Source organism: Thalassotalea agariperforans (assembly GCF_053470345.1).
Genome location: NZ_JBQMWH010000003.1, coordinates 100129 through 119851, shown reverse-complemented (window position 1 = coordinate 119851; position 19723 = coordinate 100129). Strand labels below are relative to the sequence as shown.

14 protein-coding genes are annotated in these 19723 nt (G+C 38.6%); 9 read left to right on the top strand and 5 right to left on the bottom strand.

From position 1 onward, the window contains the following. Positions 1-83: 83 nt before the first annotated feature. A complete protein-coding gene (locus ACSLUO_RS05860; protein WP_448247026.1) occupies positions 84-1706 on the bottom strand; it encodes an alpha-glucosidase family protein in 1623 nt (540 codons plus the stop codon). A gap of 375 nt (positions 1707-2081) precedes the next feature. Here ACSLUO_RS05860 and ACSLUO_RS05855 point away from each other — a divergent pair, with 375 nt between their 5' ends. The 6 genes from ACSLUO_RS05855 to ACSLUO_RS05830 all read left to right on the top strand — a co-directional run bounded on the left by ACSLUO_RS05855 (position 2082) and on the right by ACSLUO_RS05830 (position 13513). Continuing rightward, positions 2082-4538 carry a glycogen/starch/alpha-glucan phosphorylase gene (locus ACSLUO_RS05855; RefSeq protein ID WP_448247024.1) on the top strand — a complete coding sequence of 819 codons (2457 nt, stop codon included), beginning with the start codon at positions 2082-2084 and terminating at the stop codon, positions 4536-4538. 17 nt (positions 4539-4555) lie between these two features. Then, positions 4556-6745, top strand: coding sequence for a 1,4-alpha-glucan branching protein GlgB (glgB, locus tag ACSLUO_RS05850; protein WP_448247022.1), 2190 nt, complete (start codon positions 4556-4558; stop codon positions 6743-6745). A 10-nt stretch (positions 6746-6755) separates the two neighbouring features. After that, positions 6756-8894 (top strand): glycogen debranching protein GlgX, encoded by a 2139-nt coding sequence (glgX, locus tag ACSLUO_RS05845; protein WP_448247020.1) that lies wholly within the window; start codon positions 6756-6758, stop codon positions 8892-8894. Then, the gene (gene malQ / locus ACSLUO_RS05840; protein ID WP_448247019.1) at positions 8891-11059 is read left to right on the top strand and encodes a 4-alpha-glucanotransferase; all 2169 of its coding nucleotides are present in this window, start codon (positions 8891-8893) and stop codon (positions 11057-11059) included. Before glgX ends, malQ begins: the two co-directional genes overlap by 4 nt. 19 nt (positions 11060-11078) lie before the next feature. Next, on the top strand, positions 11079-12866 hold the full coding sequence (locus ACSLUO_RS05835) for an alpha-amylase family glycosyl hydrolase (RefSeq protein WP_448247017.1): 1788 nt from the start codon (positions 11079-11081) through the stop codon (positions 12864-12866). Positions 12867-13081: 215 nt separating this feature from the next. After that, positions 13082-13513: a cupin domain-containing protein gene (locus tag ACSLUO_RS05830; RefSeq protein WP_448247016.1), complete on the top strand. Its 432-nt coding sequence runs from the start codon at positions 13082-13084 to the stop codon at positions 13511-13513. An 87-nt stretch (positions 13514-13600) separates the two neighbouring features. On the opposite strand, the gene ACSLUO_RS05825 is transcribed toward ACSLUO_RS05830, so the two are convergent. The 3 genes from ACSLUO_RS05825 to ACSLUO_RS05815 form a co-directional block, all read right to left on the bottom strand. Next, positions 13601-13936, bottom strand: a complete 336-nt coding sequence (locus tag ACSLUO_RS05825; protein WP_448247014.1) for a zinc ribbon domain-containing protein YjdM — start codon at positions 13934-13936, stop codon at positions 13601-13603. A gap of 71 nt (positions 13937-14007) precedes the next feature. Next, complete coding sequence (locus ACSLUO_RS05820; protein ID WP_448247012.1) at positions 14008-14271, bottom strand: hypothetical protein; 264 nt, start codon at positions 14269-14271, stop codon at positions 14008-14010. A gap of 23 nt (positions 14272-14294) precedes the next feature. Beyond that, positions 14295-15269: a DUF1186 domain-containing protein gene (locus ACSLUO_RS05815; protein WP_448247010.1), complete on the bottom strand. Its 975-nt coding sequence runs from the start codon at positions 15267-15269 to the stop codon at positions 14295-14297. A 214-nt stretch (positions 15270-15483) separates the two neighbouring features. Here ACSLUO_RS05815 and ACSLUO_RS05810 point away from each other — a divergent pair, with 214 nt between their 5' ends. The 3 genes from ACSLUO_RS05810 to ACSLUO_RS05800 all read left to right on the top strand — a co-directional run bounded on the left by ACSLUO_RS05810 (position 15484) and on the right by ACSLUO_RS05800 (position 18173). Then, a complete protein-coding gene (locus ACSLUO_RS05810) occupies positions 15484-16713 on the top strand; it encodes a DEAD/DEAH box helicase (protein WP_448247008.1) in 1230 nt (409 codons plus the stop codon). A gap of 156 nt (positions 16714-16869) precedes the next feature. After that, positions 16870-17451: a TetR/AcrR family transcriptional regulator gene (locus ACSLUO_RS05805; protein WP_448247006.1), complete on the top strand. Its 582-nt coding sequence runs from the start codon at positions 16870-16872 to the stop codon at positions 17449-17451. Positions 17452-17576: 125 nt separating this feature from the next. Next, positions 17577-18173 (top strand): MlaC/ttg2D family ABC transporter substrate-binding protein, encoded by a 597-nt coding sequence (locus tag ACSLUO_RS05800; protein WP_448247004.1) that lies wholly within the window; start codon positions 17577-17579, stop codon positions 18171-18173. 87 nt (positions 18174-18260) lie between these two features. Here the strand turns inward: ACSLUO_RS05800 and ACSLUO_RS05795 are convergent, their stop codons facing one another. Further along, positions 18261-19679, bottom strand: a complete 1419-nt coding sequence (locus ACSLUO_RS05795; RefSeq protein WP_448247002.1) for an MFS transporter — start codon at positions 19677-19679, stop codon at positions 18261-18263. Positions 19680-19723 lie beyond the last annotated feature (44 nt).

The window sequence follows — 19723 nt, the reverse complement described above, 5'->3', positions numbered from 1 at the left end:
AGTACAAGCATAAAAAAAGCTTCTAAAAAGAAGCTTTTTTTATCAACCTGAACTCAGGTTAATCAGTAACTTTCGATGAACAATTAAACCGCAGTAAAATACTTCACTTGATAAGGTAACAGTTCATTATCACCAGCTGTTGCCATTTCAAGCCCATGCCCTACTAGCAAGGTGAGCTCAGTTGCTTGCGGTAAGTTAATAACCTGCTTTTGGCCACTAAAATTAAAACATGCAAATATCGCTTGTCCTTGATAACGACGAATAAATGCCAAAGTATTTGGATTATTAGTTTCAACAAATTCAATATCGCCATATAACAAACAAGCTTGTTCTTTGCGCCAAGTAATGAATTGACAATAGGCTTGTAATACTGAGTTTGGTTGAGCTAATTGAACATCAACACTGCCACTAATATGTTCTTCACTAACGGGTAACCAAGTTTTATCTGCCTTTGAAAAACCACCATGACTGGCATTTTTCAGCCAAGGCATTGGTGTCCGACAACCATCACGGCCTTTAAAGTTAGGCCAAAAAGCAATGCCGTACGGATCTTGTAAATCTTCAAAAGCAATATCCGCTTCGATTAAACCTAACTCTTCACCTTGATAACTACAAACACTGCCACGTAACGACATTAACATGGCATTTAACATTTTCATTTGCTCGGTAGGATCACCGCCATTGCCCCAACGGGAAATAACTCGGGCAACATCATGATTGCCAATCGCCCAACATGGCCAACCATCGGTCATTTTTTCTTCTAATTCTTCAACAGTTTTTTGAATATAAGCTGGGCTACCATCATTGCCTAATAATTCAAAACTGTAAGACATATGCAAACGCTTACTTCCCGAAGTATAGTCCGCCATAGTTTGCAGTGAATCTTCCGATGATATTTCACCTAAAGTCACCACATCAGGATACTTATCCATCAAGGCACGAATATCTTCCATAAAACCGATATTTTCAGGCTGAGTATTATTGTAATAATGATATTGAAACGCATAAGGGTTATCTTCGCTAAAACCACTGCCTTTTCTCGCCTCTAACGGTTTAGCTGGGTTATCTCTTAATAACTTGTCATGAAAACAGAAATTAATCGCGTCTAGGCGGAAACCGTCAACTCCTTTTTTCAGCCAATATTCTACATTATCAAGAACCGCATCTCTGACATCTTCATTATGAAAATTGAGATCCGGTTGCGAGGTTAAAAAGTTGTGTAAATAATATTGGCCACGACGCGGCTCCCATTGCCAAGCAACACCACCAAAAATAGACAACCAATTATTCGGCGGGCTACCATCAGGTTTAGCATCCGCCCAAACATACCAATCGGCTTTAGGGTTATCTCGGCTTTGGCGACTTTCTTCGAACCAAGCATGTTGATCTGAAGTGTGGCTGAGCACCTGATCTATGACAATTTTGATATCAAAGGTTTTAGCTTTGCTAACTAACTCATCAAAATCGTCCATAGTGCCAAACATAGGGTCCACTTCGCGATAATCACTAATATCATAACCAAAGTCATTCATCGGCGATTTAAAAAATGGCGAAATCCAAATAGCATCAACGCCGAGGCTATTAATATAAGGTAATTTTTCAATAATACCGGGTAGATCACCGATGCCATCATTATTGGCATCCATATAACTACGTGGGTAAATTTGATAAATTACTGCGCCACGCCACCATGCTTCTTGTTTCATAATAATCCCGAGTTTTCTTTTTGTAACCTAGACTTAACTTAACAAAGTAAAACCTGCTACCTATAATAGTGCTTAAATCATAGGAATCTCACAAATTTAGTGCAACCAAGTGCATACGTATGCATGCTGAAATAATAACAAATCAAGCATGCATACGTATGTAATACGTTGCTCGGAGAATAGACATCGGCATAATTCATCATCAGATTTCTATTTTATTTTTACTTGTGGTCTATATCTTGTAGGAAGATCTATGCTTAGCATTTATTATGTAGTAGTCACAAGCGCTAGGGAATTACTTTGTAATTTAAAACCTTAACTTTCGTTGCTGGATATTTAATATGGTCTAGCAACATAACTAATAAGATTATTATTATGGTTAGTAAGAATTCACAAGTAACAAGTGCTCAATTAAAAGCAGCCATTGAACATCATTTAAAATTTACCCAAAATGAATTATCAGATACTGATAATCGTGATGCTTATTGGCAGGCAACCTGCTTAGCCGTAAATGATTTAGTGGTCAGTAAATTACAAGCCACTCGCTCACGCCAAAGCGATGAAAACTTACGTAGTGTTAACTATTTATCGCTTGAATACTTAATGGGTCGTTTATTATCAAACAATCTCCATAATTTAGATATTTACCAACAGGCAAAAGCCGCGGTTGCCGAGCTAGGTTATGACTTAACTGATTTATGTGAACAAGGCGCTGATTTAGCCTTAGGTAATGGTGGTTTAGGTCGTTTGGCGGCTTGTTTTCTTGATTCCTTAGCAACTTTAGATTACCCGGCAACCGGTTACGGCATTCATTATCAACACGGTTTATTCAAACAAAGTTTTGACAACTGCCGACAAGTAGAGATGCCCGATATTTGGCGTGAATATGGCAACCCTTGGGAAGTTTGTCGGCCAGAGTCTTCGCAGCATATTCCTTTGTATGGCCACGTTGAACACCAAACACAAGCTGACGGTAAGGTAAAATCTATTTGGCACCACAGCACTAAGATCAAAGGTGTTGCTTGGGATATTCCTATTGTTGGCTACAATACTGATACCGTGAACGTATTACGCTTATGGGAAAGTAGAGCCGATGAAGCATTTAACTGGCACCTATTTAACATGGGTGACTATTTACGTTCGCATAACTCAAACGTATTAGCTGAAACCGTATCGAAAGTACTTTACCCTAACGATGAACATGATGCCGGTAAAGAACTACGTTTTATTCAACAGTATTTTTTCTGCGCTTGTTCCATTAAAGATATTATTGCCCGCCATCAGAAAAAACACGGTATAAATTGGCAAGAATTTACCAAACAAACGGCGATACAATTAAATGATACCCACCCTACCATTGCTATTTTGGAATTAATGCGTACCTTAGTGGATGAATACGAGATGCCTTGGGATGACGCGTGGACTATGTGTCGTCAAATATTCTCTTACACTAACCATACGCTATTACCAGAAGCATTAGAAAAATGGTCGGTTAAATTATTTGAAAAAGTGTTGCCACGCCATTTAGAAATTCTTTATCACATTAACGAAGATTTTTTAAATAAAGAAGTTCAAGCAAAATGGCCAAATGATTTTCACATGCGAGGTAAGCTTTCAATTATTGCCGAAGGGCAAGAGCGACAAGTACGCATGGCAAATTTATGTGTTATTGCTTCACATAAAGTTAACGGTGTGGCTGAAATTCATTCTAAACTAGTGAAACAAGATCTGTTTCCTGAGTTTCATGCTTTATGGCCTGATAAATTAACCAATGTAACCAACGGTATTACGCCACGTCGTTGGTTAAAATCATGTAACCCGTTATTGGCTGAGCTATTATCAAAATATGTAGATGGCGACTGGGCGAAAAATTTAGACAGTTTAACTTCGTTAAAAACTTTGGCTGACGATGATAAGTTTCAGCAAGAATTTATGGCGATAAAACGTAAAAATAAAGAAAGCTTAGCCGAAGAAATTTTAAAATTAACCGGTGTAAAAGTGAGTGCCGATGCCATTTTTGATGTACAAATTAAACGCTTACACGAATATAAGCGCCAGCATTTAAACTTTTTGCATATTTTGGCCTTGTACCATAGGTTATTAGCTAATCCATCACTCGAAATGCAACCAAGAGTTTTTATCTTTGGCGCGAAAGCAGCACCGGGATATTACCTAGCAAAAGAGATTATTTATGCCATTAATAAAGTGGCTGAAAAAATTAATAACGATGAGCGTATTCAAAACAAGTTAAAAGTTGTATTTTTACCTAATTATCGCGTTAGCCTAGCTGAAAAGATCATTCCCGCCGCTGATGTTTCTGAGCAAATATCAACGGCAGGTAAAGAAGCTTCTGGTACCGGTAATATGAAATTAGCATTGAATGGTGCCGTAACTATCGGTACCTTAGATGGTGCAAACATTGAAATAGCAGAAGAAGTAGGTAACGACAATATATTTATCTTTGGTAATACGGTTGAGCAAGTAAAAGAAATACGCGCTAAGGGCTATAACCCTTTCGCTTTTTATACTTCCAACCCTGAGCTAAAAACGATATTAGACTGGTTAGATAGTGACTTTTTCACGCCAGGACACCCTTATGAGCTATCCGCTATCAAGCACAGTTTATTAGATGGTGGTGACCCATATTTAGTTTTAGCTGACTATCAATCATATTGTGATGCCCAACAAAAACTCGATTTTGCCTACCGCGACTCAAAACGCTGGGCTCGTATGGCAATAATGAATACCGCGATGATGGGTAAATTTAACTCAGATCGCTCAATTGAAGATTATGTTAAAAATATTTGGCATTTAACGCCAAGTTCCAAATAACACGGAGTAGTGAATTAATGACCAAAAACGCCGCAGCGATAACCTCAAAGATTGCCAACAATATTCATCAACCTTTGAGTGTATTGGGGTTACACCTAGATAGTGAGACCGGCTTTTTAACGTTTAGCACCAGTCAACCACAAGCAGACTCGGTAAAGCTTATTGATAAAAAGAATAAAAAAGTTGTTGCGGTGCTAAGTCGGCTAGACGAGCAAGGGATTTTTCACGCAAAATTACGTCGTAAAAACGTTTTTGATTATTATTTAGAAATTACCGAGGGTGAGCATAGTTATACACTAGAGGATAGTTATGCCTACACCACTACGTTAGGTGATCTCGACATTCACTTGCTTGCTGAAGGTAATCACTTACATCCTTATAAAGTGCTTGGCGCACACTTAACTGAACAAAATGGCACCTCAGGTGTGGCCTTTTCGGTATGGGCACCAAACGCTTCTAGGGTTTCAGTTATTGGTCATTTTAACAATTGGGACGGGCGTCGTAACCCAATGCAAAATGTCAATTTTTCCGGTTACTGGAATCTTTTTATCCCAAATCTTGTTGAAGGTGACTTATATAAATTTGAACTTGCCGACACCCATGGCGCTTTATTACCACAAAAAGCTGATCCTATGGGTAGTCAGGCACAATACCGCCCTGACACCGCCTCAATTGTTTCGGCTAATAAACCATATCAATGGCAAGACGAACAATGGCTCGCCATGCGAGAAAAACGTAATGCCCGAGATGCCGCTATCTCGATTTATGAAGTACATTTAGGATCATGGAAACGTGATAGTAATAATGAATTCATGAATTATCGCGAAATTGCCGATGAGCTTATTCCTTATACCTTAGACATGGGATTTACCCATGTTCAACTTATGCCAGTCAGTGAATTTCCATTTGATGGTTCTTGGGGTTACCAACCGGTTGGTTTATTTGCTGCCACCGCACGTTTTGGTAGCGCGGAAGACTTTCAATATTTTGTCAATGAATGTCACAAAGCCAATATTGGCGTTTTAGTTGATTGGGTACCTGGACATTTTCCAGTAGACACGCATGGTTTATCGCAATTCGACGGGACCTGTTTATATGAGCACGCCGACCCGCGTCAAGGTTACCACCCTGATTGGAATACCTTAATTTATAACTATGGCCGTAACGAAGTAGCTAACTTTTTACGTGCCAGTGCTATGCATTGGTTAGAGCGATTCCATGTTGATGGCATTCGTGTTGATGCCGTCGCTTCTATGCTTTATCTAGACTACAGCCGAGAGCATGGTGAATGGATCCCAAACCATTACGGCGGCCGAGAAAACCTTGAAGCCGTTGCCTTTTTAAAGCGCTTTAACGAAGAGTTATATAGCCAATTTCCGGGCTGTTTTTCCGTGGCAGAAGAGTCAACCTCTTGGCCCGGAGTTTCTAAACCAACAGAATACGGCGGTTTAGGCTTTGGTTACAAGTGGAATATGGGCTGGATGAATGATTCATTAGAATACATGGCGCACGATCCTATTCACCGCAAATATCATCATAACGAATTAAGCTTCAGCTTAGTTTATGCTTTTGATGAAAACTTTATCTTACCGCTCAGTCACGACGAAGTAGTTCATGGCAAAGGCTCTATTCTCGCCAGAATGCCGGGTGATGCTTGGCAAAAATTTGCTAACTTACGTGCTTATTATGGCTTTATGTGGGCGCATCCAGGTAAAAAATTACTCTTTATGGGCTGTGAATTTGCCCAAGGCTGCGAATGGAATCACGAACAATCCCTTGACTGGTTTCAGCTCGACATCCCTTTTCATAGTGGCGTGCAGCAATTAGTTAAAGATTTAAATAAAGTTTATCAAGATTTTCCAGCACTTTATCGTAATGACTGCCATCCAAGCGGCTTTACTTGGTTAGATCATGATAATGCCGAACAATCGGTTTATTCATTTATTCGTTTTGGTGCTGAGGGTGAAAAACCCGCTATCGTGGTATGTAACTTCACACCACAAGTACATCACAACTTCCGTATTGGCGTACCAAGTGATGGCCAATATATCGAACTATTAAATACTGACGCTGACATTTACGGCGGCAGTAACCAAGGTAATTCAGCTGGCATAATCAGCCAAGCAACACCTTGGCAAAACCAACCAGCAAGTATAGAAATAACCGTACCGCCATTAAGTACCGTTATTTTTACTTTAGCTGATTAAGGAATTAATCATGGCATATCAAGTCACCTCTGGTCGCTCATACCCGTTAGGCGCTACCGTTTTACCTGACGGTATTAATTTTGCGCTTTTTTCAACCAATGCTACTAAAGTGGAAGTTTGCTTTTTTGATAATACCGGCACAAAAGAAATAAAACGGGTTTCTTTACCTGAATTTACTGATGATGTCTGGCATGGTCATATTGCTGATTTACCTGCCGGTACCTTATACGGTTATCGCGTTTATGGTCCTTATGAACCACATAATGGCCATCGTTTTAACCCCAATAAATTATTAATGGATCCGTACGCTAAAAAATTATTTGGTGAATTTATCCAGTCAGAAACTCACTACAGTTATGACTTAGAGAGCACACAACAAGATTTAACCTTTGATATTCGTGACAACGCCAAATACATGCCTAAATGTATTGCCATTAACGAGCTGGATGAATGTATCACCCATCCACAAGTGCGTCGTCGCCATACCATGTTTTATGAAATGCATCCAAAAGGGTTTACTCAAAACCATCCCGATGTACCTGAAAATATCCGTGGAACTTTCTCAGGATTAGCACATGAAAGTGTTTGTAAATATTTAATCGAACTAGGCATCACCAGTGTTGAGTTATTACCTGTGCATACCTTTTTTGATGAACCTTTTTTAACCAACAAAAACCTAAGTAATTATTGGGGTTATAACTCAATTGGCTTTTTTATTCCAAATGCCAAATATTGTCATCAAGATGATATTACTGATTTTAAAAAATTGGTTGAAACCTATCACAGTATGGGTATTGAAGTTATTTTAGACGTTGTATACAACCACACAGCTGAAGGTAACGAACTAGGGCCAACTTTAAGTTTTCGTGGCATAGATAACGCCAGTTATTACCGTTTACAACCTGAAGATAAACGTTTTTATGTTAATTATTCGGGTTGTGGCAATACCTTAGATATTTCTCATCCTCGTGTTTTACAAATGGTAATGGACAGCCTGAGGTACTGGGTTGAAATTATGGGTGTAGACGGATTTAGATTTGACTTAGCGCCGATCCTTGGCCGTGAAAATCCGCACTTTAATGATAAAAATCATTTCTTTAGTGCACTTCGTCAAGATCCTATTTTATCGCGCGTTAAACTAATTGCTGAGCCTTGGGATATTGGTGATGGTGGTTATCAATTAGGCCGTTTTCCAAATAGTTGGTTAGAGTGGAATGACCGTTTTCGTGATACTTGCCGCCGTTTTTGGCGTGGTGATGAAGGCTTAGTACCTGAATTTGCGCGCCGACTTCATGGCTCTGCCGATATTTTTGCCAAACCTAGTCGTCGCCCTAGCGCCAGCGTTAACTTAATCACCACACATGATGGTTACACGTTACATGATTTAGTGACGTATGAAGAACGTCATAACGAAGCGAATGGCGAGAACAATGCCGATGGCCACGGCAGCAACTTCAGTTGTAATTTTGGCTTTGAAGGTGAAACAGATAATATCGTTATTAATCAGTTACGTTTACAACAAAAACGTAATTTATTAGCGACCTTATTTTTAGCGCAAGGTACGCCATTATTGCTTGCAGGTGATGAATTTAACAATTCACAACGTGGTAATAACAATGCCTATTGTCAAGATAACGATATTTCTTGGCTTGATTGGCACAGCCGCAGTGAAAACGATTTATTACCTTTTGTTAAGCACTTAATAAAGTTAAGAAAAGCGCATCCTTTGTTAAACCGTATGCATTATCAACACGGCTTAACAACGTCAGCCAAAACAGGTTTACCTGATATTAGTTGGCTGAACTGTAAAGGCATATTAATGCGTCAAAAAGACTGGCATAACAGCGGGTTAAAATGTTTTGCTATGTTACTAGCCGATACCGAATACGATAAACCAACTGAAACATTACATGAACATGATGATGATGCGCTCTTGGTTATTTTTAATGCCCATGGTTCAACCATTAATTATCAATTACCCGAATTACCTGGAAGCTGGCAAGTGTTAATTAACACGGCCGAATTTACCGAAACAACGGATCATTACACTCAACTTAAAAGCAATTGTTATATATTAAGCGCTCATAGCTGTGTTGTTTTAAGTTATAGCCATAGTGATATTGGCGCAGAGGAAGGCAAAGGAATATGAATTTAGTACATGAATTAGCACACGCGGTTGGTTTTTATCCAAGTTATTACGATTCTTTTGGCAACTTAGTGCATGCCAAAGAAGAAGCGTACCAATCTCTATTAACCGCCATGGGCTATGAACTGGACGATCTGCATAAGCTACAACAAAGCATTACAGCGCTGAATGAAAGCCACTGGCGTAATATGCTCCCGACGGTACACATTGCTAAGCTTGAAGAGCATCAACATAAACTCACCTTAAGTATTAAGTCAGATGTTGCTGATAACATTAGTTGGAAAATTATCACCGAAGAAGGTGATGAGCTTAATGCCTGTGTGCCAATTCATAGTTTAGAGCATGTTGAGTATAAAAAATTTGACGATGCTCAATACAATAAATTCAATTTACTATTGCCTAATTTAGCCATGGGCTACCATACATTAGTGATCAATCATGGTGAAATATCGGCGAGCTGCCCATTAATTTACGCGCCTAAAACTTGTTATCATCCAAGTGAAGCCGCCAATTTTAAAATGTGGGGTTATGCTGCGCAGTTATATTCATTAAAAAGTGAAAATAACTGGGGCACTGGCGATTTTAGCGATTTACAAACACTGATTAACACTACCGCACCACAAGGCATTTCCGCTGTTGGCTTAAACCCATTGCACCCTTTGTATCAAAACAATCCTGAGCAATGTAGTCCTTATTCACCAATGAGTCGCTGTTTTTTAAATACGCTATATATTGATGTAACCAAAATAGATAATTATTCAAGTTCAAAAATGGCGCAGCGCCGAGTAAACAGCAAAGCATTTAAGGCAAAACTTGAGCAAACGCGTAACAGTGAATTTATCGATTACACCGCAACAGCGACGCTGAAATATCAAGTATTAGAGATTTTATACAAAGATTTTTTAAAAAATGCGGATAAAAGCCTAAAAGCCGATTTTGAAAACTTTAAAGCCGAACAAGGAGATGCTTTAGTTAAACAAGCCACCTTTGAAGCATTATTCGAGCACTTTAGAAACCTCGATGAACACTGTTATAACTGGACAGATTGGCCGAGTGAATACCATGATCCAAACTCAGCGGCAGTAAAAACATTCCAACAAGAGCAAGCAACACGTGTTGGTTATTTTTCCTACTTGCAATGGCAAGCACACCGCCAGCTAAGTGAGGTAACTGAACTTACCCAAAGTCATAATATGCCGGTAGGTTTATATTTAGATTTAGCCGTTGGTTGTGATGGTTCAGGTGTTGATGTTTGGGCCGATCAAGAAGTTTATGTTGCCGGTGCCGCAGTAGGCGCACCACCTGATGCCATGAATACTTTAGGGCAAAATTGGGGCTTAACCCCAATGAACCCTGTTGCCTTACAAAAACAAGGTTACGCTCCTTTAGTTAACGCCTTACGTAGTAACATGCAATATGCTGGCGCATTACGGATTGATCACATTCTAGGATTAATGCGTCAATATTGGATAGCGCCTGGTATGAAAGCTAATGAGGGGGTTTATATCACCTTCCCGTTAGATGATATTCTTCGTATTATTGCCTTAGAATCACGCCGTGCACAATGTATCGTCATTGGTGAAGATTTAGGCACAGTACCACCAGGTTTTAGCGACATTATGGCTAACGCTGGCTTACTTTCTTATAAAGTACTTTATTTTGAAACTTGGGAAAGTGGCTTATTTAAGCGGCCAGAAATGTACCCTGAATTATCAATGGTTACAGTTTCAACCCATGATATTCCAACACTCACCGGTTGGTGGACAGGTCGCGATTTAGAATGGCGACAAAATTTAAACCTATATCCCAATGAGGAAATGGGTGTGCAGGATCGAGCCGATAGAGTTACCGACCGCACCAAACTAATTTCAGCTTTAGATGATATGCAAGTCATTGATATGGCAAATGCACCGCAGCAATCACCTGCGGTAATGAACCGAGAGTTATCACTCTCAGTTCATAAGTATTTAGCCTATGCACCGAGTGCAATTCAACTTATTCCATTAGAAGATGCATTAGAAGTACGTGAACAAGTAAACGTACCAGGCACAGTTGATGAGCACCCTAACTGGCGTCGTAAATTGCCCGTTTCTATTGAACAATTTTACCAACAAGAATCTGTGGTACAAATTGCACAAGTGATGCAGGAAATACGACCTAAACTCTAAGCAATAGAAGTAATTAGTCATGACATATCAAAACTCGTGGGGACGAGTTTTGTTATCTTCTGTGTTAGCAGCAACTTTGTGTGCCTGCTCAGAAAATAACGAAACTCAGACAGCAAACCTTTCTACACCCGTAGAAACAGCAATAGCTCAAAAGGCATTAAAAAATGCCAGTGATTTACCGCATTATTTAAATCGTTCAATTCAAGATGAAGTGTTTTATTTTGTCTTACCCGATCGTTTTTATAACGGTAATACCGATAATGACAACGGTTCTAAAACCATTAAATTATCACAAGGTGGCTTTGATCCTAGCAATAAAGCCATGTATCACGGCGGTGATATTCCAGGCTTAAAAGCCAAACTGCCTTACTTAAAAGACATGGGCATTAGCGCTATTTGGTTAACACCCATTATGCGTAACCAAGCGCTACAAGGAGATAGTTCAGGTTATCACGGCTACTGGATATTAGATTTTACTGAAATCGATCCTCACCTAGGGAGTAATGACGATTTAAAAGCCTTTATAGACGCTGCTCACCAAGAAAATATTAAAGTCTTTTTTGATATTATCACCAACCACACCGCAGATGTGATCAAATACAAAGAATGTCATTTAGAAGATGGTACGCCACTCAATGCTTGTGAATATAAGTCTTTAGCAGAAGTCGAAAAATCAGGTACTTACACACCTTATTTACCCAAAGGGGCAGAAAACGTTAAAGTGCCTGCATGGTTAAATGATCCAAAATATTATCATAACCAAGGTGAAACCACTTATGAGGGCGAAAACTCCATCTATGGTGACTTTGCCAGCTTAGATGATATTAATACCGATGATCCAGAAGTGGTCGCCGGCATGACAGAAATTTTCAAAAACGTGATCTCAGAATTTAAACCTGACGGTTTTCGTATTGACACAGTTAAACATGTCAATATTGAATTTTGGTCACAATTTGCCCCAGCACTTGTTGAACATGCCAAAGCTCAAGGCATTCCTCAGTTTTTTATGTTTGGTGAAGTCTATGCTCCTGAGCCTGATATTTTAAGCCGATTCACCACCGAGGGTAAAATGCAGTCAGTACTCGATTTTGGCTTTCAAGACGCGGTAACTAAAACCTTAGTTGAAAATCAAGGCACTGATGTTTTTGCGACCTTATTCGCCCAAGATAATAAATATAATGACGAAGACAGCCATGCGGATCAATTACTTAACTTTGTCAGTAATCATGATATGGGGCGCTTAGCCTTTATGCTTAACGCCAATAAAGCCAACTACAGTGAAGCTGAAAAAATTCAGCGGACGCTGTTAGGCCACGCATTAATGTATTTTAATCGTGGTATTCCTGTGGTGTATTACGGCGATGAACAAGGTTTTGTTGGCGATGGCAACGACCAAGATGCTCGTCAAGATATGATGCCGTCGAAAGTGGCCAGTTTTAACGATGATGACTTATTAGCAACCGATAAAACGACCGCCGATGATAACTTTGATCAAAACCATTTGTTTTATCAAACATTAGCAAAATATGCCGATATTTATCATTCTTACCCTGCATTACGCTATGGTAAACAACAGGTGATATATAGCCAGGCAACGCCAGGCTTATTTGCTTTTACTCGGACAACTGAACAACAAAGCTTATTAATAGTCGCTAATACGTCAACCGCATTGGTCAATACAGCTTTACCAACCTCAGCCAAAGCAACATTGATTTATAGCTTTAATGATCCAAAAGAACAGCTTAAATTGACAGAAAACTCACTACAATTAGCACCCATGAGTTTAGCCATCTACCAACTGCACTAAATAAGTCAGCAATAATAAAGCCCGCTTAACCATTAAAAGCGGGCTTTTTTGTTAACGGCTTAGCGCAACTTCAAGCGTTAATCTAAGCCTCTCTTACCAAGAAAATAAAAACCCAAAAAAATAAAAATCATAATAGCCATAAAATTTTCATTACTTGTGCTCAAAAAAAGTTAACGATATGCTAATTCTTTATTTTTTAGATTAGCTTAAACATTATGAAAATTTTAAAACAATTAGCGATATTAACCCTGCTGTTAATTTCTAATAACCTATTAGCGAATGATATTATCAACACTGCTGTCGTTAGCCAAAAACAAGCGGTCACTCAACACTTTGACTGGGGAACCTTGATAACTTACTACCAAGGCGAAACCGTGATCACTAAAGACGCCTTAGCGGCAGTTGCCATTATCAATCCGGGCATGGAAATTCACCCTCCTCATGTTCATGAAGAAGAAGAATATTTAATGATCTTAGAAGGCAGCGGTACTTGGACATTACATGATCAAGATTTTGCAGCTAAAGCCGGTGATATGCTTTTTTCAAAGCCAGGTGATTTACACGGCTTAAAAAATACCGGCACCACACCACTTAAATTTGCCGTTTTTAAATGGAATAGCAAATTAGTTCAATTAACAGCGAAGTAAATTAAGCACATTCGAACGATCTTTTGAAACTATGAGCATCGTTATCCCGATGCTCTAAATAACCTGCTCTTGGGATAAGAAATTAAGCTATGCTTTTTTCACTTTATCCGCTTTTATCAACATATCACCATAGCCCTCAACTTTACAATCAAGCGGATGATCACTATCCAGTAGGCGCTTAATCGTTGCTTTGCTCCCAATTTTTAAGATAGTTGATGAGCCTTTCACTTTTAAATCTTTTACCAGTGTTAGCTTATCACCTACTTCAAGCTTATTACCGTGAATATCTTTTACAATTAACTCATCTTCATCAGGTTCAGCAGGGTTCCACTCGTAAGAACACTCTGGGCATATTAATAACGCCTGATCTTGATAAACATATGTTGATTCACATTTAGGGCAGTCTGGTAACCTATCGCTCATTTCAATTTAGCCTTAATAAAATTAATTAAATACGCGTATTATATATGAAAATTTAATTTGCTGTTTTTTCATTAACACGCTCTAAATATTGAAGTGTCATTCGTTTTTATTTTATTACCTTGGCGAATTAAAAAACCGAGCTTTTCAAAAAATACCATAATGTTTTCAAACTCTTTTTCTGTTTTCCAATCAATAGTTAACAAACGTAACTGTTGACCTATCGCCACACCATTTAATTCATTAATGGGCGTGAATTCATTTGGAAATAACGCTTTCACCCTTGTTTCATTTTGGCGAAGCCAAGTTTCATTTCCTAAGGTCGATTCAATAGACATATTACTTTCACTATCAATATATTTTAATGCAAACAGCATTTTTTGTATTTTTTGCCGCTACCACAAATACAAGGTTCATTACGGCCAATCTTAGGTAACTCATTAACAGGAATACTGTTTTCGATGATCGTGTTTTCATCGTATAAAAGATTTGATAACAAGCCATTAGCATTAATTAATTCGGCGATATCGATATCGTCAGCATGCTCATGCCTTTCTTGTCTCTGTGCCATATTCTTCTCGTCATTAACATGCGCGGTTAGCCATGACTGAAAAGTTTCCACCACATTAAACTCAGCTTGTATTTGCCCTTGCTCTACCAATTTGAGTGGTGTTGAGCTATCCCATGAGGTTAATTCAGCTAACGATAAATACTCTTCATCAAAAAGTTCTTTGTGCTCAATGCTAATGAAAGCGGCTTGAAATTGATCAAGCTGGTAATCAATACAATAACTGGCGATAACACTAAGTAAAAATGGCGTATTTGCCGTAGGGTGAGTGACAAACGTATCAAACCAACAGCTAATGTGTTTCTCTAATACCGCTAGTTCAATTTCGCCCATTTCAAACTGAGCAAAAATGGCCTCAATAGCCGCTCCTTTACAATACATGGCTTCGTGGTTAGCAAGAATATAATCAGATAGTGCTTGAGTTTGGCCGCTTGCAACATTGTAAAAGAATGTTGGTAATAATTCCGTGATAGTGTCGCCAAACACTTCTTCTAATGGTGAATAATAGCCGTCAGATTGCGAAAATAACTGCAAACATTTTGATAGTGCTGGCGTATATTTAAGCTCAGCGATTAAAAACACGCCATAAAATAAAATGCTTTGCTGTTCATCAGTAAGTTCACTCGGATCGGCAATAAATTGATCAATAAGTTTTTCTAATTCAGGATAAAAAATTGACCAATTTTCTTTTGCCGCAGCTACCCCTGCAACAGGTACTTCATTGTCGTTAACATCGACGATTGAAAATAAAATTTTTTCTATGTTCATTTGTTTGCCTGCTAGCTATTTTAGGGATTTTATTACTAGATAACTTTATGCTCGGTATTATGAAGTAGCCAAAAATAAGTGCAACTTTAGTTAAACATAAACGTTAGCGTGATTATTTAATGTGAGTTGAAAATTTCAATATTTAACAACATTTGATCTCAGGTCATCTCTGGTACAATAACGCTACTAAAAATATCCTTGTTGTAAAAATACTATGAGCTTTACCTCCTTAGCCTTAAATCCTGTTTTATTAGAAGCGGTTGCAGCATCAGGTTACGAAAAACCTACGCCAATTCAACAAGCTGCTATTCCTGAAATTTTACAACATCGTGACGTTATGGCGGGTGCGCAAACTGGGACGGGTAAAACAGCTGCGTTTACCTTGCCTATTTTGCATCATTTATTAACACAGCCAAGCGTCACCACGGTTAAAGCCCTGATCCTAACGCCCACCCGTGAATTAGCGCAGCAAGTATTTAAAAATATAGAAACTTACGCGCAGCATACCAAGATAAAGTCTGCCTTGATTTATGGTGGAGTCAGTATTAAGCCACAGATTGCCGCCATCAATGCTGGTGCTGCCATTGTCGTGGCAACTCCTGGGCGCTTATTAGACCATTTAATTAATGGTTCAATTGACCTGTGCGATTTACAACACTTAGTACTTGATGAAGCCGATAGAATGCTTGATATGGGCTTTAAAGATGAAATTAATCGGATATTAAATCGACTTCCTGCTAAACGACAAACCCTGCTGTTTTCAGCAACCTTTGATGACAATATTTTCAAACTCAGTAAAAGCCTGTTAAACAACCCTAAGTTAATTGAAGTTAGCAAGCGCAATACCACGGCTGTTGACGTACAAGAAATTGTTTATACCGTTGATGCTGACAGAAAACGAGAACTCACCTCCTATTTAATTGGCTCAAAAAACTGGCAACAAGTACTTATTTTCACCCGCACTAAGCAAGGAGCGGATGAGCTTGCCAAAGAAATGTCTAAAGACGGTATTAAAACACTAGCTATTCATGGTGATAAATCTCAAGGTGCCCGCGACAAAGCGCTCGCTGAATTTAAAGCGGGTAAAACAAGAGTGCTAGTCGCTACCGATGTTGCCGCCCGAGGTATTGATATTATCGATTTACCCTATGTCATGAATTATGAATTACCCTATATTGCTGAAGACTACATTCATCGCATTGGTAGAACTGGCCGAGCAGGTAAAACTGGCGTCGCCATATCGCTAATGAGCCCAAATGAAGAGTGGTTATTAAAAGCCATTGAGGAAGTACTTAATAAACCGCTATTACCACAATGGTTGCCCGGTTATGAACCCGATCTAAATAAACCATTAAAAAATGGCCGAAGAAAACAATCTGCCCCATCTAAAAAAAGCGCAAGAAAAAAAGCGTTAAACCCTAAACCACGTAACCGAAAACGTTAATATGGTGATTGCATTTTGTCTAACTAACCTGTTAATGCATAAGCCCGAGATTTGAATAGTTGACACTCTCTTGTTCGCCATTTTCAGGTAAAACTTGTAACAGACCATTCGGTTTGTTATTCTTATTTAAATCTTTCTTTAGTGGTGAAGATAATTATGCGTGATGCTGAAACAACCCGAAATAAAATTTTAGAAGTCGCAGCTGATGAAATCCATAAAAATGGCTTTAACAATACCAGCCTTGCCACCATTTTAAAGCGCTGCGAGATTTCAAAAGGTGCTTTATACCATCACTTTGAAAATAAAATTGAACTCGGTTATGCCGTGTTTGAAGAAATATATACACCTTCTTTTTTAAATATGTGGCGACCTGCCCTAACCTGTGATGATCCGGTTGAAGGTTTATGTGAATTTTTTCAAAACATGACAACAATGTCGTGTGAAGATCTTATGTGTGGTTGTCCGCTAAATAACCTTTGCCAAGAAATGTCGGGGATCGATGAAGGTTTTCGCATTCGTATTTTAAGTATGCAACAGCAACTAAATCAGCTTCTGGTAAATGCCTTTAATAACAGTAAAAATCCACTCAAAACCGAGTTGAATTATAGTCAAATCGCTTATTTCATTGTTTCAACATTAAATGGTTCTTCCGGTTTAAGTAAATCTACCCGCAGTAAAGATTTGTTTGTCATGGTGATCAATGAATTATGTCGCTATCTGCAAACTTTAAAGCAATAACCTTAGTAAAAAATTAAGCCTCGCAAAAAATAATTGCTAAAAATTGAAATTAACCATTTACAAACCGAGCGGTCGGTATGATAATAACAACATCAAATTTAACTCCATTTACCTGAGACAATATTATGAAACGGATCATCATCAGCTTATTTGCTATCTTAGCAAGCTTTACTAGCTTGGCCGAGACGCCTTCGCCTTACACCACATTAGAAAATGTTGGCCAAAGTTTATTTACCCGTATCGCCGCTAACCAAGATAAACTGGCTAAGTTTCCTTTATTAATGGACACGATTGTTGATGAAGAATTAATGCCACATATTGATTACCAATACGCTGCCTTACGTATTTTAGATAAAAATTTAAAACATACGACAAAAGAACAGCGCCAGTTATTTACGGATTCAATGCGCCATTATTTAATTCGCACTTATGCTATTGCGCTACAAAAGTACAATAATCAAGAAGTGAGATTTGAAGCCGACAAACCAACTAAAGATCGTCGCATTGTTAGTGTTACGGCAGAAATTATTGAGTTAGGTAAGCCAAGCATAGAAATTGTATTTCAAATGCGCCAAGACAAACAAAGCCAGCAATGGAAAGCTTTTGATATGATAGTGGAAGGAATTTCATTACTCGACAGTAAAAAGGCTGAGTTAAGTCATAAAATAGCTAAATTAGGTGTGGAGCAAGTTGCCTTAGAATTAGCTTATGTCGAAAAATAGCCAACCATAAAACAACACTCGTAAAAAAGGACGATACAACATCGTCCTTTTTTATCTCGTTAAATTTTCTCGGTAAAATAGTACAAGCTATTTTCTTTCTTTCACTTGCAGCCAAACAAAACAAGAAATCGCTAATGCCACTGCACTTACTTGAAAAACAAAGCTTTTATCAGCTACTCGTGAAATAAATAAACCAATACCTAAGCTTACCAATAATTGCGGTAACACTACCGATAAATTAAATAAGCCCATATATAACCCCATTTTTGATTGCTCTACTTTTTCAGACATAATGGCAAAAGGTAAACTGATAATAGCCGACCAACCAATGCCAACAAACGCCATTAAAACAAATAAAGTGATTTTATCGCCGCCGTACAAGGCAATTAAGAAATAAGCAACGGCCATTGAGGCTAAACAGTAAACATGGGTTTTTACCCGACCAATACGCTTTGCAATAGGCTCTAACACTAATGCTGGCAATAACGCTGCGGTCGCACTTAATACTAAAAAGCTCATCGCAATAACTTTACCTAATTCGTCATCAGTCATATTGGGCATTTTGTCTTGTAAAAAGGCAAAAATGAAAACAAACATGGTTTGTACCCCAACCCAACTAAACGAATGCGCTGCTAAAACCTTTGAAAAACCGACCTGATTATTGTCACTATTGATATTTTCTTTCGCTAAAAAGGTTTGAATAAATAACAGTAGAGTTACTATGGCGGCAATAATTTCAGCCCAATAATGTTCCGTTTTACCCCCTGAAACTTGTAACCCGAGGGCATAAAAATCATAACCAATAAAACCCCATAATGGTTTGATATTAATTAAGATTTCTTTAAATGACAGCTTTTCTTCTTTGAGTTCCGATGCACTAGCTTCAACCAATAAGGTTCTAGGTTCAGTAATAAAAAAAGGTGGGATAACCGATAAAATTAACGCTAAAGCGGCGCCAAAATAAATAAGCCAATAATTTCCTAAGGTAGCACCAATCGCATAAGCTAAAACGCCAAAGGAACCAGACACGGTTTGCATCCAGGTATAACCCTTAGTACGGGCTTCGCCTGCGGGCGTGACATCAGCAATAATCGACCGCGTGGGATTAAAACCAACATTAATAGCTAAATCCAAAGTCAAGGCAACAGTGATCGCAATACCTAATAACCCCGATAAACCAAGCGAACTTGAAACAATATCAATATTCGGTAAGGCTAGTAACATTAGCGCGGCTAACACCCCACCAATTAGAATAAAAGGTCTTCTGCGACCATGCCAAAACCAAACATTGTCACTAACAATGCCGATGATCACTTGTCCTAAAATACCGGCAATCGGCCCAGCCGCCCAAACTAAGCCTACTTCATGAATATCTAAACCGTATTTTGTGGTTAAAATCCAGCTTAACGCTGATATTTGTACCGATAACGCAAAGCCCATAGCGGTTGCAGGTAAACTTAACAAAATATAAAAACGTTTCGACAGTTGCTGTTGGATTGCGAGCATATAAGTTACCTATGATTTGGCTCACTTTTTAAAAAGTGCAGCGT

Bases quoted from the DNA above. Each gene is read 5' to 3' on its own strand.
- ACSLUO_RS05805 (WP_448247006.1), top strand. From the start codon at position 16,870: ATGCGTGATGCTGAAACAACCCGAAATAAAATTTTAGAAGTCGCAGCT.
- ACSLUO_RS05855 (WP_448247024.1), top strand. From the start codon at position 2,082: ATGGTTAGTAAGAATTCACAAGTAACAAGTGCTCAATTAAAAGCAGCC.
- ACSLUO_RS05860 (WP_448247026.1), bottom strand. From the start codon at position 1,706: ATGAAACAAGAAGCATGGTGGCGTGGCGCAGTAATTTATCAAATTTAC.
- ACSLUO_RS05810 (WP_448247008.1), top strand. From the start codon at position 15,484: ATGAGCTTTACCTCCTTAGCCTTAAATCCTGTTTTATTAGAAGCGGTT.
- ACSLUO_RS05825 (WP_448247014.1), bottom strand. From the start codon at position 13,936: ATGAGCGATAGGTTACCAGACTGCCCTAAATGTGAATCAACATATGTT.
- ACSLUO_RS05795 (WP_448247002.1), bottom strand. From the start codon at position 19,679: ATGCTCGCAATCCAACAGCAACTGTCGAAACGTTTTTATATTTTGTTA.
- glgX (WP_448247020.1), top strand. From the start codon at position 6,756: ATGGCATATCAAGTCACCTCTGGTCGCTCATACCCGTTAGGCGCTACC.
- glgB (WP_448247022.1), top strand. From the start codon at position 4,556: ATGACCAAAAACGCCGCAGCGATAACCTCAAAGATTGCCAACAATATT.
- ACSLUO_RS05820 (WP_448247012.1), bottom strand. From the start codon at position 14,271: ATGTCTATTGAATCGACCTTAGGAAATGAAACTTGGCTTCGCCAAAAT.
- malQ (WP_448247019.1), top strand. From the start codon at position 8,891: ATGAATTTAGTACATGAATTAGCACACGCGGTTGGTTTTTATCCAAGT.
- ACSLUO_RS05800 (WP_448247004.1), top strand. From the start codon at position 17,577: ATGAAACGGATCATCATCAGCTTATTTGCTATCTTAGCAAGCTTTACT.
- ACSLUO_RS05830 (WP_448247016.1), top strand. From the start codon at position 13,082: ATGAAAATTTTAAAACAATTAGCGATATTAACCCTGCTGTTAATTTCT.
- ACSLUO_RS05835 (WP_448247017.1), top strand. From the start codon at position 11,079: ATGACATATCAAAACTCGTGGGGACGAGTTTTGTTATCTTCTGTGTTA.
- ACSLUO_RS05815 (WP_448247010.1), bottom strand. From the start codon at position 15,269: ATGAACATAGAAAAAATTTTATTTTCAATCGTCGATGTTAACGACAAT.